13 protein-coding genes are annotated in these 13,685 nt (G+C 63.4%); 7 read left to right on the top strand and 6 right to left on the bottom strand.

Features of this window, described 5'->3' with window-relative positions:
* Nucleotide 1: 1 nt before the first annotated feature.
* The 6 genes from Q0X62_RS14760 to lpxB are packed head-to-tail and all read left to right on the top strand — an operon-like array spanning nt 2 to nt 4,885.
* Nucleotides 2-592 carry an OmpH family outer membrane protein gene (locus Q0X62_RS14760; RefSeq protein ID WP_297737545.1) on the top strand — a complete coding sequence of 197 codons (591 nt, stop codon included), beginning with the start codon at nt 2-4 and terminating at the stop codon, nt 590-592.
* 23 nt (nt 593-615) lie between these two features.
* Nucleotides 616-1,650 carry a UDP-3-O-(3-hydroxymyristoyl)glucosamine N-acyltransferase gene (gene lpxD / locus Q0X62_RS14755; protein WP_297737542.1) on the top strand — a complete coding sequence of 345 codons (1,035 nt, stop codon included), beginning with the start codon at nt 616-618 and terminating at the stop codon, nt 1,648-1,650.
* Between the two features lie 5 nt (nt 1,651-1,655).
* A complete protein-coding gene (gene fabZ, locus Q0X62_RS14750) occupies nt 1,656-2,102 on the top strand; it encodes a 3-hydroxyacyl-ACP dehydratase FabZ (protein WP_297737539.1) in 447 nt (148 codons plus the stop codon).
* Complete coding sequence (lpxA, locus tag Q0X62_RS14745; protein WP_297737536.1) at nt 2,099-2,896, top strand: acyl-ACP--UDP-N-acetylglucosamine O-acyltransferase; 798 nt, start codon at nt 2,099-2,101, stop codon at nt 2,894-2,896. The genes fabZ and lpxA overlap by 4 nt, the downstream gene beginning before the upstream one ends.
* Nucleotides 2,889-3,731, top strand: coding sequence for a UDP-2,3-diacylglucosamine diphosphatase LpxI (gene lpxI / locus Q0X62_RS14740; RefSeq protein ID WP_297737532.1), 843 nt, complete (start codon nt 2,889-2,891; stop codon nt 3,729-3,731). The genes lpxA and lpxI overlap by 8 nt, the downstream gene beginning before the upstream one ends.
* Nucleotides 3,728-4,885: a lipid-A-disaccharide synthase gene (gene lpxB, locus Q0X62_RS14735; protein WP_297737529.1), complete on the top strand. Its 1,158-nt coding sequence runs from the start codon at nt 3,728-3,730 to the stop codon at nt 4,883-4,885. The genes lpxI and lpxB overlap by 4 nt, the downstream gene beginning before the upstream one ends.
* A 60-nt stretch (nt 4,886-4,945) precedes the next feature.
* On the opposite strand, the gene gltA is transcribed toward lpxB, so the two are convergent.
* Complete coding sequence (gltA, locus tag Q0X62_RS14730; protein WP_297737526.1) at nt 4,946-6,250, bottom strand: citrate synthase; 1,305 nt, start codon at nt 6,248-6,250, stop codon at nt 4,946-4,948.
* Nucleotides 6,251-6,273: 23 nt separating this feature from the next.
* Nucleotides 6,274-7,713 (bottom strand): glutamate--tRNA ligase, encoded by a 1,440-nt coding sequence (gltX, locus tag Q0X62_RS14725; protein ID WP_297737524.1) that lies wholly within the window; start codon nt 7,711-7,713, stop codon nt 6,274-6,276.
* A 148-nt stretch (nt 7,714-7,861) separates the two neighbouring features.
* Between gltX and Q0X62_RS14720 the strand changes: the two genes are divergently transcribed.
* On the top strand, nt 7,862-9,886 hold the full coding sequence (locus Q0X62_RS14720) for a ComEC/Rec2 family competence protein (protein ID WP_297737521.1): 2,025 nt from the start codon (nt 7,862-7,864) through the stop codon (nt 9,884-9,886).
* Nucleotides 9,887-10,166: 280 nt separating this feature from the next.
* Here Q0X62_RS14720 and lexA read toward each other — a convergent pair whose 3' ends face one another.
* The 4 genes from lexA to Q0X62_RS14700 all read right to left on the bottom strand — a co-directional run bounded on the left by lexA (nt 10,167) and on the right by Q0X62_RS14700 (nt 13,681).
* Complete coding sequence (lexA, locus tag Q0X62_RS14715) at nt 10,167-10,865, bottom strand: transcriptional repressor LexA (RefSeq protein WP_297737518.1); 699 nt, start codon at nt 10,863-10,865, stop codon at nt 10,167-10,169.
* Between the two features lie 96 nt (nt 10,866-10,961).
* Nucleotides 10,962-11,768, bottom strand: coding sequence for an indole-3-glycerol phosphate synthase TrpC (trpC, locus tag Q0X62_RS14710; RefSeq protein WP_297737515.1), 807 nt, complete (start codon nt 11,766-11,768; stop codon nt 10,962-10,964).
* A gap of 3 nt (nt 11,769-11,771) precedes the next feature.
* Nucleotides 11,772-12,791 (bottom strand): anthranilate phosphoribosyltransferase, encoded by a 1,020-nt coding sequence (gene trpD, locus Q0X62_RS14705; RefSeq protein ID WP_297737512.1) that lies wholly within the window; start codon nt 12,789-12,791, stop codon nt 11,772-11,774.
* A 299-nt stretch (nt 12,792-13,090) separates the two neighbouring features.
* A complete protein-coding gene (locus Q0X62_RS14700) occupies nt 13,091-13,681 on the bottom strand; it encodes an aminodeoxychorismate/anthranilate synthase component II (protein ID WP_297737509.1) in 591 nt (196 codons plus the stop codon).
* Nucleotides 13,682-13,685: the final 4 nt, after the last annotated feature.

The raw sequence follows: 13,685 nt of genomic DNA, 5'->3' as shown, positions 1-13,685 counted from the left end.
CATGAAACTGCTTAAAACGCTTCTGCTCCTTCCGGTCCTCGTGGCCGGCATTGCCGCCCCGGCGATGGCACAGGCGAATATTGCCGTCCTCAACGAAGAGCGCGTCCTGCGCGAAAGTGCCGCCGGTCAGCATATCGCCGCGCGCATGCAGGAAATCGCGCAGGAGATCGATAGCGAACTCCAGGCCATGAGCCAGCCGATCCAGCAGGAAACCGAACGTCTCAACGCCGAGACCGCGTCCATGACGCAGCAGGCGATCCAGGAGCGTCCGGACCTGATGAGCCGTATCCAGACGCTCAATCAGCAGGCCCAGCAGTTTGAGGTCGTGCGTCGCGCCCGTCAGCAGGAAATCGTCCAGACCGAACGTCAGGCCATGCGCCCGGTTTACGAAGCACTCGGCCCGATCCTGGAAGAGGTCGTCGAGGCCCAGGGTATCGACATGCTGGTTGACCGGTCCAATCTGGTCTTTGCATCGCCGGATCTCGATATTTCCGATGACGTGATTGCGCTGCTCAACACGCGCCTGCCGACGGTTCCGGTGACCCGTGTGCGTTTGCCGCAGAACGGCGCTGGCCAGCAGCAGCCGCAGTAATCGCTGAACCTCAGGGGGCAAGAGTGGCGGATCCGCGTTTCTTCGACCGGCTTGGCCCGCTTTCCCTGCAAGAGATCGCCGCGCTTTCGGGTGCGGCGATTTCTGATTCTGCCCAGGCCGGAGTGTCCGTGACGACTGTGGCATCGCTCGCGGAGGCAAGCCCGGGGGCCTTGTGCTATGCCGAAAATGGCAAACTCTTCAAGGGCGCACCCGGAGGGGCCCTGACGGGGCGCGTCATCATCTGCCCCGAGGCCGCGGCCGAAGCCGCGCGCGAGCTAGGCGGGGTCGTTCTGACCCACCAGGCGCCGCGTACCGCGTTTGCAACCCTCCTGCCACACTTGTTCCGCTTGCGCGGGTTCGACGACGCTTGCTTCCTCCATCCCGATGCCCGGATTGATCCCGAAGCGCGCCTGGCAGCTGGCGTTGTCGTGGGTGAGGGGGCAGAGATCGGCACGGGCTGTGAAATTGGACCTCACAGCGTCATTGGACCCGGTTGCCGGATCGGCGCGGGGACACGACTGGCCGCGCGCGTCAGCCTGCTGTGCACGGATATCGGGGAAGATTGCAATATTCTTGCGGGAGCCGTGATTGGCGAGGACGGCTTCGGTGTCGCAATATTCGAAGGATCTAATACCGACATTCTGCATTTGGGGACTGTAGTCATCGGCGATGACGTTACCATAGGGGCCAATACGGCGATTGATCGAGGCCTATTTGGTGCCACCCGCATCGGGCGTGGCACGAAAATCGATAATCTCTGCCATATCGGGCATAACGCGCAGATCGGCGAGCAGGTCGTGATGGCCGGCTATTCCGGTCTCGCAGGTAGTGTGACCCTGGAGGACAATGCGGTCCTGGCCGGGCGTGTTGGAATTTATGATCATGTTCGGATCGGCAAGGGGGCGCAGGTGGGCGCGAACTCGGCAGCCAATCGTGACGTTCCGGCCGGTGAATTCTGGGTTGGCAATCCGGCGCAACCCATGCGGCAGTATATGCGCGAGATGGCGATCATCCGACGCATGGCGCGCCCGGATAACAAGTCCCCGAAGAAAGGCTGATCAGCGTGTCAGAACGCATCGAAAACGCGGAAATCCAGACCCTGCTTCCGCACCGCTACCCGTTCTTGCTGATAGATGCCGCTGAAGATTACGTGGCCGGCACATCCATTGTGGGCATCAAGGGCGTAACCGCCAATGAGCCCTTCTTTCCCGGGCATTTTCCCGGCAACCCGGTCATGCCGGGTGTGCTCATGATCGAAGCGATGGCGCAGGCGGGCGCCGTTTTGATGTACAAGACCCTGGGCGCCTCGCCGGACAGTGCGACGGTCTTCTTCATGGGCGCGGACAAGGTTCGTTTCCGCGCGCCCGTGCGCCCCGGCATGATGTTGCGCATGCCGGTCACGGTGACTGCGGCGCGCCATGGTGTCTTCAAGTTCAAGGGCGAAGTCTGGGCCGACGGGAAGCGTGCGGTACAGGCTGAGTTTTCCGCCAAGGCCATCGAGAATCCATGACCCAGTCTACCCAGATTCATTCCACGGCGATTGTCGATCCGGCTGCCCAGATCGGTGACGGGGTCGAGATCGGCCCGTTCAGCATCATCGGCCCGAAAGTGGTACTGAAGGACCGCGTGCGGGTGATTTCCCATGTCACGATCGCCGGCAACACGACGCTGGGAGAGGATTGCGTCCTCTACCCGGGCGCCCAGATCGGGCATCCACCCCAGGATTTCAAATACCAGGGCGAGGATACGGAGCTCATTATCGGCCCACGCAATATCCTGCGCGAGAATGTGACCATGCATCCGGGCACCACATTTGCCCGTGGCCGCACGGTGATCGGGAGTGATGGTTATTTCATGGTCGGCTCCCATGTCGCCCATGACTGCATCGTCGGGGATCGGGTTGTTTTCGCGAATTGTGCGGCAATCGGCGGGGAAACCATCATTGCCGATCACGCCATTCTCGGGGGGTATGCCGGTATTCACCAGAAAAGCCGGGTGGGGCGTCACGCCTTCATCGGTGCCATGGCCATGGTGACGGCCGACGTCATTCCCTATGGCTCAGTCATCGGCAATCACGCTCATCTGGCCGGGCTGAATGTGGTTGGTCTCAAGCGCCGCGGCATGCCCCGTGAGACCTTGCGTGAACTGCGAGCCGCCTATCGGCTTCTGTTCGCGCAGGAGGGAACATTTGACGAGCGGGTTGATGATGTGGCCCAGCTCTATTCCGGCAATGCGCCGATTGCGGAGATTATCGATTTCATTCGCACCGACGCCAAACGTTCGATCTGCATGCCGGATGACTGAGACGGGCTGGACAAAGCTTGGCCTGCTGGCCGGCGGCGGGGATTTGCCGCTGGAGATACTCAAGGCGCAGACCGAACGCCCGGTTCATGTTGTGGTGCTTCGGGGCTTCGCGGATCGGGACTATGCCGCCTACGAGACGACATCACGCTCGGTGGGCGAGATTGGCGGCATGATCCGGGATCTGCGCGTTGCTGGCTGTGATGCGGTTTGCTTCGCCGGCTATGTTTCCCGGCCGGATCTGTCTTCGCTCAAAATGGATGGGCATGGCCTGATCATGGTTCCCAAGGCTCTGGCGGCAGGCCGCAAGGGCGATGATGCCGTGATCCGCGTGGTTGTGAGCGAGTTCGAGCAAGCCGGATTCAAGGTGGTTGGCGCCGACAGCTTGCTCGGGCAGGAGGGGTTGCCAGCCGGCCTGATCGGTTCGGTTGAACCCGATTCCGCTCAACGCGCCGATGCCGCGAAAGCCATGGCGGTCGCCGCGGAGATCGGTCGACTTGATATCGGCCAGGGCGCTGTCGTGGTCGGTGGGGTCGTTCTGGCGGTTGAGGCGCAAGAGGGTACCAATGCCATGCTGGAGCGCGTGGCGGGCCTGCCACCGGCGCTGCGTGGCACGCCCGAGGCGCGCCGCGGCGTCCTCGCCAAGCGACCCAAGCCGATCCAGGAAAGACGGGTCGATCTTCCGACCATCGGCGTTGATACCGTCGCGCGGTGCGCGGCTGCGGGGCTGGCCGGGATTGTTCTGGAGGCTGATGGCGCACTGATCGTCGACCGGGAGGGTGTCAAGGCGGCCCTGGCGACCCATGGCTTGTTCCTTCTGGTCGAGGCGGCCTCATGAGTGTCCCGCATGTCTTTCTGGTCGCGGCTGAGCGCTCCGGTGACCTGTTGGGCGCTGGACTGGCGCGCGAGCTCAAGGCATTGACGGCGGGGGATGTCAGGCTGTCCGGTATTGGCGGGAGCGCCATGGCGGAGCAGGGCATCGTCAGCGCGACCAGTATTGAGGGCCTGAATATTCTCGGCTGGATCGATGGGCTCAAGGCCTACAAGCGCGTCAAACAGGCTGTGTCGGAAGCCGTGGAAGCGATCCTGACGTCCAAGCCGGATGTGGTCGTGCTGATCGATTCCTGGGGCTTCACCCTGCGTGTCGCCCGTGGTGTTCGCGCGGCGGACCCCTCCATCCGACTGGTCAAATATGTGGGGCCACAGGTTTTTGCGACCCGCCCCGGGCGAGCGGCTACGCTCGCGGCTTCGGTGGACGAACTCCTGACGATCTTGAGCTTCGATGCGCCTTATTATGAGGCTCATGGCCTGCCAGTGACCTTTGTCGGCAATCCAACGCTGGAACGCCTGCCGACGGGGGATGGGGCGGCCTTTCGGACCCGTCACGCGGTTCGGGCCGACGAGCCGGTCCTTGTTGTTCTTCCGGGCAGCCGGCCCTCCGAGATCCGGCGCATGGTGCCCCCCTTCATAAATGGTCTCAATCGACTGGTGCGCGATCATGGTGATTTGCGTCTCGTCCTACCGGTAGCGGATCCGGTTGCCGATCTCGTCGATGCTGCGATTGCCGAGCACCCTGTCCTGCGAGCCGCCATTCGCGTGGGAGAAGCGGAAAAGGCGGACGCCTTTGCCGCCGCTGACCTGGCGCTGGCCTGTTCGGGCACCGTTGTGACGGAATTGGCAACGGCCGGCGTGCCGACGATCGCAAGCTACAAGCTGGGCTGGATCACCTGGGCTTTGGTGCGCGCATTCAACTTGTTGAAAACGCAGCATATTTCTTTGGTGAATATTGCCGCGGATACCCGCCTGGTTCCGGAAATCATCCAGCTCAATTGTACCGGCAAGGTGCTCGCGCGCGAGGTGGAGAGCTTGCTGTGCGATGCGCAAGGGCGCGCAGTGATCTCGGAACGGCTCAAAGCGGTGACCACGAGAATGCGGGGCTCGGGACAGGCCAGCCGCCGCGCTGCCGAGGCTGTGCTGGCCGGCTTGGGTTGATCGGAAGAAAAAAGGCCGCTCCGATGGGAGCGGCCTTTGTCCTTGTTCGAACCGGACCGATCAGCGCTTGGATAGATCGACATAATCGCGCGGCGTGGCGCCGGTGAAGAGCTGGCGCGGGCGGCCGATTTTCTGACTTGGGTCCTCCAGCATTTCCGACCATTGCGCAATCCAGCCGACCGTGCGGGCCAGGGCGAAGAGGACGGTGAACATTTCGGTCGGGAAGCCCATCGCCTTGAGCGTGATGCCTGAATAGAAGTCGATATTCGGATACAGCTTCTTCTCAACGAAATAGGGGTCTTCCAGCGCGATGCGCTCGAGTTCCATGGCGACCTGGAGGGTTGGGTCGTTGCGGACGCCAAGGACGTCGAGGACTTCGTGGCAAGTGTCCCGCATGACCTTGGCGCGCGGGTCGTAATTCTTGTAGACGCGGTGACCGAAGCCCATCAGGCGGAACGGGTCCGACTTGTCTTTCGCCTTGGCGACATATTCGGGAATCTTGTCGACCGAGCCGATCTCGTTGAGCATATTCAGCGCAGCTTCATTCGCGCCGCCATGTGCCGGACCCCAGAGCGAGGCAATACCGGCCGCGATACAGGCAAACGGGTTGGCGCCCGAAGAACCGGCAAGGCGAACGGTCGAGGTCGAGGCGTTTTGCTCGTGGTCGGCATGCAGGATGAAGATCTTGTCCATCGCCTTGGCGAGGACCTTGTTGCTCTCATAATCCTCGGCAGGGACCGCGAAACACATGCGCAGGAAGTTGGCGGCATAGTCGAGATCATTGCGCGGGCTGATGAAGGGCTGTCCGATGGCGTATTTATAGGCCCGGGCGGCAATCGTCGGCATCTTGGCGATCATGCGATGGCTGGCAATCGTGCGCGCTTCCGGATCATTGATGTCCGTGGAGTCGTGGTAGAAGGCGGACAGTGCGCCGACCGTGCCGACCATGATGGCCATCGGATGGGCGTCGCGGCGGAAGCCCCGGAAGAACTGATCGAACTGGTCGTGCAACATCGAGTGGCGACGAATCGTCCAGTCGAAGGTTTCCAATTCGCCAGCTGACGGCAGCTCGCCATTCATCAGCAGATAGCAGACCTCGATAAAGGAGGAGCTGTCGGCCAGTTGATCGATCGGGTAGCCGCGATAGAGCAGGGTGCCTTTGTCACCGTCGATATAGGTGATCTGGCTCTCACAGCTCGCGGTCGAGGTGAAACCCGGATCATAGGTGAACATGCCGGTCTGGGCATACAGCTTGCGGATATCGAGAACATCCGGACCGATCTCGCCGGAATAAACCGGGAGTTCCAGCGATTGGCCATTATAGCTGAGCGTGGCCGATCCGTTCGGTTTGGCTTTGTTTTCCATCACGTCATCCCCATGGTTCGCGGCTACGCGGAGGCAGCCGGCGTCATCTGATCCTTGATACGAGCCAGCGCCTCGTCACGACCAAGAAAGGTCATCACCAGAGCCAGGTCGGGAGCGGGTGCTCCGCCGGTCAGGGCTGCACGCAGCGGCTGACCAATTTTGCCGAACCCGACCTGTTCGGCCTCGGCGAATTCCTTGAGCGCGTCCGACAACGCACCATCTGTCCAAGCATCCAAATCGCCGAGATGCGTGAACAGGCGGTAAAGCCGGGCGCGGGCTTCGTCATCTTTGAGCGGCTTGGCAGCCTTGCCCTCGATCCGGAACGGGCGCGGTTTCAGCAGAAAGTAGCTCTGGCCTGCCAGTTCTTCCAGTGTCGCGGCTCGGGTCTTGAGAACCGGCATGGCGGCCAGTAGTCGTTCCTGCGTGATATCGGCTTCCGGGATACGATCTTCAAGGCCATCGAGGAATGGCGTCACCAGTTCAACCAGCCGCTTGTCATCGGCCAGAGACAGATGATGACCATTGATATGGTTCAGCTTGTCCATGTCCATGCGGGCCGGGGCCTTGTTCAGCCCGGCGAGATCGAAAGCCGCAATGGCCTCTGCATCACTGAATAATTCCTGGTCGCCATGGGACCAGCCGAGCCGCAGGAGGTAGTTGCGCAGCCCTTCAGGCAGGTAGCCCATATCGCGATAGGCCTCGGCCCCGAGCGCTCCGTGGCGCTTGGACAGCTTCTTGCCGTCCTGGCCGTGGATCAGCGGGACATGGGCAAAGACCGGACGTTCCCACCCCATGGCATCATAAATCTGGCTCTGGCGACCGGCATTCACCAGATGATCATCGCCGCGCACAATATGGGTAATGTCCATGTCATGATCATCGACGACGACGGCGAGATTATAGGTGGGATTGCCGTCCGAGCGCAGCAGGATGAGATCGTCGAATTCCTTGGCGGCCCAGCGAACCCGGCCCTGGACGGCGTCCTCGAGCACGACGTCCGTATCAGGAGCCTTGAAGCGGACGGTGAAAGGCGTGTCGTCGGGAGCGTCGGCCGGGTCGCGGTCGCGCCAGGGCGAGCGCAAGGCGCGCCCGGCGGCGAAGGCTTCATCGCGCAACGCCTGGACCTCGTCCGGCGTGCAATAGCATTTGAAGGCGTGCCCGGCCTCGAGCAGGGCGTAGGCCACCTCCGCATGGCGATCTGCACGCTCGAACTGGGAGATGGCGTCGCCAGTCCAGCTCAGTCCCATCCAGCTCAGACCGTCGAGAATCGCGTCGATCGCGGCCTGGGTCGAGCGGGCGCGGTCCGTGTCTTCGATACGCAGAAGGAATTCACCACCAAGGCGCTTGGCCAGCAACCAATTGAACAAAGCCGTCCGCGCTCCCCCGATATGGAGGAAGCCGGTGGGCGAAGGCGCGAAGCGCGTGCGGATCATCTTGGCGTTGTTTTGCAATTGCGAATTCATGCTGCACTGCGAGAAGGGAAAAGCGTGTTAGCATGAATATCAGCTTTTGCGATAGACCGTAGGCTGCTTCGTGCTTCAACCTGACGCAATCCTGCCGCACCTGGCAGCAAATCGGACGAAGAAATCAGCCAAGCCGGTTGATCCTCTTGTGGAATTCAAACCCACCATTCTCGCCGCGTTGGCCGCGATTATCGGCTGCGGGCTCTATTTTTCTGTTCCCGAAGAGCCGTCACACAACTTCTTCGTCGGGCTGATCACCCTGGCGGGGGCCTTGGCGCTGGCGGCTCGCTTTTCCCCTGAGAGCAGAAAACGGGTTTCGCGCCTGATGGGGATAACTGCCCTGGTCCTGCTGATCGGGGCGGCATTTGCCTGGCGCGCGCAAAGTCACACGCTGGCGCACCATGCGGATCGGGAAGGGGTCGACAGCTACCGCGATGCGGTCAGTGTCGAGGGCTGGCTCGAAGCGATCGAGCGCAGCGGGTCCGGGCGAACGCGGCTCCTGATCCGGACGACCTTACGCGATGACGCGGGTGCGCGCCGGAACCGGATCCGGGTTCTGGGTGACCCGGGTGAGGTGTATCCGGGTGATCCGATCCGCATTCGTGCCGTGTTGGCGCCACCGCGCCCGGCGGCTGTGCCTGGCGGTTATGATTTTGCCTTTCACGCGGCCTTTTCGGACATAGGGGCGACAGGGTTCGCGGTCGAGACAGCCGTGCCTGGTCCGGCAATCGGGCAGGACCGAATGGTGCGACGCCTGGTCAGGCTGCGGGCGTCGCTGTCCAGCCATATCCGCCAGCGCATGGCGCCGCGCCCTGGTGGGTTGGCTGCCGCGCTCCTGACCGGTGATCGGGCCCATATTGCGCCGCGCGATGTGGACGCTCTGCGCCAATCCGGTCTTGGGCATGTACTGGCCATTTCCGGCATGCATATGGCGCTGCTGGCAGGCGGTGTCTTCTTCGCGGTGCGCCTTTGTCTGTCAGGTTTCAGCGCCTGGGCACGGCGGCATGATGCCGCCATGCCGGCCGCCTGGGTCGCGCTGGCGTTTGCCGCGGGCTATCTGGTGATGTCGGGGGCCGGAATTCCCACCCAGCGGGCCTTCATCATGACTGTATCCGTCCTGGGTGCCGTGCTCCTGCGCCGCCGGGCCTTGTCTCTGCACACTTTGGCCATTGCTGTCCTTGCTGTGTTGGCGATCCAGCCGCAAGCGGTCATCACGCCGGGCTTCCAGATGTCCTTCTCCGCCGCGTCCGCCCTCATCGTCGTCGCGCGTCTCTGGCAGGCCCGCCGACAAACCGGCGCCGGGCGCGGGGCTTTCTCGCAAGTCCGGCTCTTCGTTTCCGGCCTCGGTACGACCAGCCTCGTCGCCGGCAGCGCCACAGCGGGCTTCGCGGCCTTTCACTTTCACCGCATCGCGAGCTGGGGCTTGGCGGGCAATCTGCTGGTCATGCCCATTTTCTCGCTGATCGTGATGCCCGCCGGCGTGATCGGCCTCGTGCTGATTCCACTCGGGCTGGACGCCTTGCCCTTCGCGGTCATGGAGGCCGGCCTCGGCGTGATGCTGGACCTGGCGGCGCAGGTCGCCGCCTGGCCGGGCGCCCTTCGCCCGGTCGTTGCGGCGCCCGGGCTGGTACTGGGCCTGTTCGCGGCAGGGTTTGTCCTGACTCTGCTGGTGCGCGGACCGGCTCGCATGGTTGGCGGCGTTGTCATGCTGGCGGCCGGACTGAGCTGGGTTGTCCTGCCGCAACCCAATCTCCTGATCTCGGATACCGGCGTCGTGCTGGCGCGGGACGCAAGTGGTGAGTGGGTCGCCAGTGACCGCCGACGCTCGCGCTTTGCAGCCCGTGTCTTCCTGGAGGCGCGGGGAGAGCCGGGACTGCGGCCGGCACGATGGGCGGCGCGTTGCGATGGTCTGGGCTGCGGGGCGGAGATTGAGGGCGTTCGCCTGACTGTATTGGAGCGTCTGGATGACTGGGCGACGGACTGCGCCCGCGCTGATCTGATCATTACCCGCCTGACTGTTTCGCCCCGGATCGCGTCACAGTGTCGGGCAGAGCTCATTGATGCGGACACCTTGGCCCGTCGGGGCAGCCAGACCCTGCGCCTGGAGAATGGATCGATCCGCAGCTGGCGCAGTGCGCGTCCACGAAACCGGAATCGGCCCTGGTCGGGATAACGGGTGTGATGGGCGCGGGCTGGATAGGGAGATGCGCGTCAGGGCGCGATCGCAATTCGGGGGCCGTTCCGTCACCAGCAAGCGTTAGTGGTACGGGCGGCGCGGACTGGCATGGAGTCTTCCGGCCTCACGCAATGACCATGGGGATCGCTCGCGAAGGCTCAGGCGAGACCTCAGGCCCGTCCACAGGCCAATACTGGCGGCGTAGCCGTGCATTCGCGCCACGCGCGCGCCGGGCGATGAATCGGTAATCGCGCTTATCGATCCGAGAATAGCCGGCTTAATGGTAGCGGCGGATCAGGCCCACCAGGCGGCCCTGCACCTTGACGCGGTCCGGTCCGAAAATGCGGGTCTCGTACTCCGGGTTGGCGGCTTCGAGGGCGATGGAGCCGCCCTTCTTGCGCAGGCGTTTCAGCGTCGCTTCCTCATCATCGACGAGGGCGACAACAATATCGCCAGACTCGGCCGACTGGCAGCGGCGGATCAGGACGGTATCTCCGTCCATGATGCCCGCTTCAATCATGGAATCGCCCTTGACCTCGAGCGCAAAATGCTCGCCGCCCGTCACCATGTCGGCGGGGACCGGCATGCGATCAGTCTCGTGCTGGATAGCCGAAATCGGGACGCCGGCGGCAATGCGACCAAGGATTGGGATGTCTACGGTCGTCTCGCGGTCCTCACCACCAGGCTTGGCAAAATTCCCGCGGACTACGTTGGGACCGAGATCGCCCTTGGGGATGGCCGGATTGTCCATGGCAGCAGCCGATTCCGGCAGTTTGAGGACTTCCAGCGCCCGGGCGCGATGGGCGAGACGGCGGATGAAACCGCGCTCTTCCAGCGCCGTGATCAGGCGGTGGACGCCAGATTTCGAGGCCAATTGCAGCGCCGCCTTCATTTCGTCGAAGGAGGGCGAAACGCCGGTTTCCTTGATGCGTTGATGGATGAAGAGCAAAAGCTCGTTCTGTTTCCGCGTCAGCAAGGCAACCCCCTTGTTCGCATTCCCTGAATCCGACTCAGTGTCGCGGGAACAAATCAGGAATAGGAGGTTTTGTTCTACAAGTGTTCTGTGAGGCCGTCAAGCGCCCGCGCTCGGCCCCATGAGCGTGCGTGTTGCCGCTTCGACATCGTCCTGACGCATCAGGCTCTCGCCGACCAGAAGCGCCCGAGCGCCAGCCTCCTTGACGCGGGCGGCGTCCTCGGGAGTGAAAATCCCGCTTTCGGCGACCAGTATATGATCCTCACCGACCATGGGGGCGAGGGCGTCAAATGTGTCGAGGCTGGTCTCGAATGTACGCAGATTCCGGTTGTTGATGCCCAGAAGAGGCACGTCGAGCGCCAGGGCCCGCTCCATCTCCGGCGCGTCATGAACTTCAACCAGGACATCCATCGACCAGAGCGCCGCTTCCTCGATCAGGGCGCGAGCGGTGTCATCATCGACCGCCGCCATGATGACCAAGATGGCATCGGCGCCGAGCAGGCGAGCCTCGGCGACCTGGTAGGTGTCATACATGAAGTCCTTGCGCAAAGCTGGCAGGGAGACCGCATTCCGGGCGGCGGCGAGAAAGCTGTCCGCCCCCTGAAAGCTTGGGCTGTCGGTCAGGACTGAGAGGCAATCGGCACCGCCGGCTTCATAGGCGCGAGCGAGGGCTGGCGGGTCGAAGTCCGCCCGGATCAACCCCTTCGACGGGCTGGCTTTCTTGATCTCCGCGATCAGGCCCAGCCCGCCTGGCGCTTTGGCGAGCGCACAGGCAAAACCACGGACTGGCGATGCATCGCGCGCCGCCGCGGCGATTTCTCCGTAGGCCCGGGCGGATTTGCAGGCCTCGATATGCTCGCGCTTGTAGGCGCCGATCCGGTTCAGTGTGTCGGGCGTTGTACTCATGGGTCAGGCCTCGCCGCGGGATATGGCAACCATGCGCTCGAGCGCGGCCTTCGCCCGCCCGTCATCAATTGCGGCCTCGGCCAGCCGGGTACCGGCCGGAATGGTGTCCGCGAGGCCAGCCAGCATCAGGGCAGCCCCGGCATTGAGCACCGCGATATCGCGGAAGGGACCCGCTTCGCCATCGAGCAAGGCCCGGATGGCCTCCGCATTGCGCTCGGGCGTTCCGCCTTGCAGGGCCGCTGCGTCGACAGTCGGAAGACCGGCCTCCTCCGGATGGAAACTGTAAGTGCGGATCTCGCCGTGCTTGAGCTCGGCAATGTCCGAGCCGGTCGTTGTCGTCAGTTCGTCCATGCCATCCTGGCCGCAGATGACCACCGCATGCTCGCATCCCAGATCACGCAGGGCTTCAGCGATCGGAGACAACCAGCGCTTGTCGTAGACGCCCAGCAATTGCCGTTTCACACCGGCCGGATTGGAGAGGGGACCAAGCAGGTTGAAGACGGTTCGGACCTTGAGCGCCTGGCGCGCCGGGCCGACATGGCGCACGGCAGCATGGTGAGCCGGGGCATAGAGAAAGCCAACCCGCGCCTCGGCGAGGGAGCGTACCACTGCCGCAGGCGGACAGTCGAGCTTGACGCCGAGCTGGGCAAGGACATCCGAGGATCCGGATTTGGATGAGGCGGCACGATTGCCGTGCTTGGCGACCGTCGCGCCGGCGCCGGCCGCGATTATGGCCGCGGTAGTGGAGATGTTCCACGCGCCCTTTCCATCGCCGCCTGTGCCGCAGGTGTCGATGGCGCCGTCCGGTGCGGTGATGCGGGTCATGCGGCTGCGCAGGGCGCGGGCCCCGGAGGCGATATCACTCGGGCGCTCGCCGAGGGCTGCGAGGCCGATCAGGAAGCCGCCGATCGCGGCGTCGGGAACATCGCCCGACATCAGTTCGTCAAAAGCGCCCGCGATCGCCGCGTCGGCAGGAAAGTCACCGCGGGCAAAGGCGGTCAGGCATTCGGAAATGTTTTGCATGGTCTGTCGTTTCGCTGGGCAGGATCAAGCACGGCCCTAATGGCCGCTTACCGGTCGGTCAGGACGCGAGAAGGCGCCATCGATGATCCCTGCGCCATCGGCCTGCCGGTTGAGTGTATCGAACGCGCGTCGCGCCGCAGACAGCCAAGCGCTCGGCGCAAGGCACCGGCAAAATCGGATGTGGAGCGGGCAAGGACGGCATACCTGTCACCGGGTTGAACAAAGCGAACCCCCACGAGTTAGCGCGGGCGCTGCGGCAATTCAACGATCACCCGCTGCCGGCCTGGACAGGTGTCGGCTCAGGCCGCGGCTGCGCGGGGGAGACCGGTCAGGTCGAGGAAGTTGCGCAGCAGGGCGTGTCCGTGTTCCGACGCGATGGATTCAGGGTGAAACTGGACCCCGTGAATGGGACGGTCGCGATGCCTCAGGCCCATGATTTCACCATCGGCGGTGTGGGCATTGGCGATCAATATTTCCGGCACGCTTTCCGGCCGCACCGCGAGGGAGTGGTAGCGTGTCGCGGTGAAGGGGCTTGGCAGGCCGGTAAACAGGCCGCTGCCATCATGGGTCACCGGGCTGGTCTTGCCATGCATGATCGCCTTGGCGGAGACAACTTCGCCGCCAAAGACCTGGCCGATGGATTGATGGCCCAGACAAACACCGAGAATTGGCAGATCTTGGGGAGCCTGTGCGATCACCTCGAGGCAGATCCCGGCGCGATCCGGGTCACAGGGCCCGGGCGAGAGCACGATCCCGGTCGCGCCCAGGCCCAGCGCCTCGGCTGCGCTCATGGCATCATTGCGGATCACCGTCGTCTCTGCGCCCAATTCCTGGAAATAGTGGACGAGGTTGAAGGTGAAGCTGTCGTAATTGTCGATGATGAGCAGCATGGCG

It is taken from the genome of uncultured Maricaulis sp., assembly GCF_947259345.1.
Taxonomy (GTDB): domain Bacteria; phylum Pseudomonadota; class Alphaproteobacteria; order Caulobacterales; family Maricaulaceae; genus Maricaulis.
This window is presented reverse-complemented; position numbering and strand designations above follow the sequence as displayed.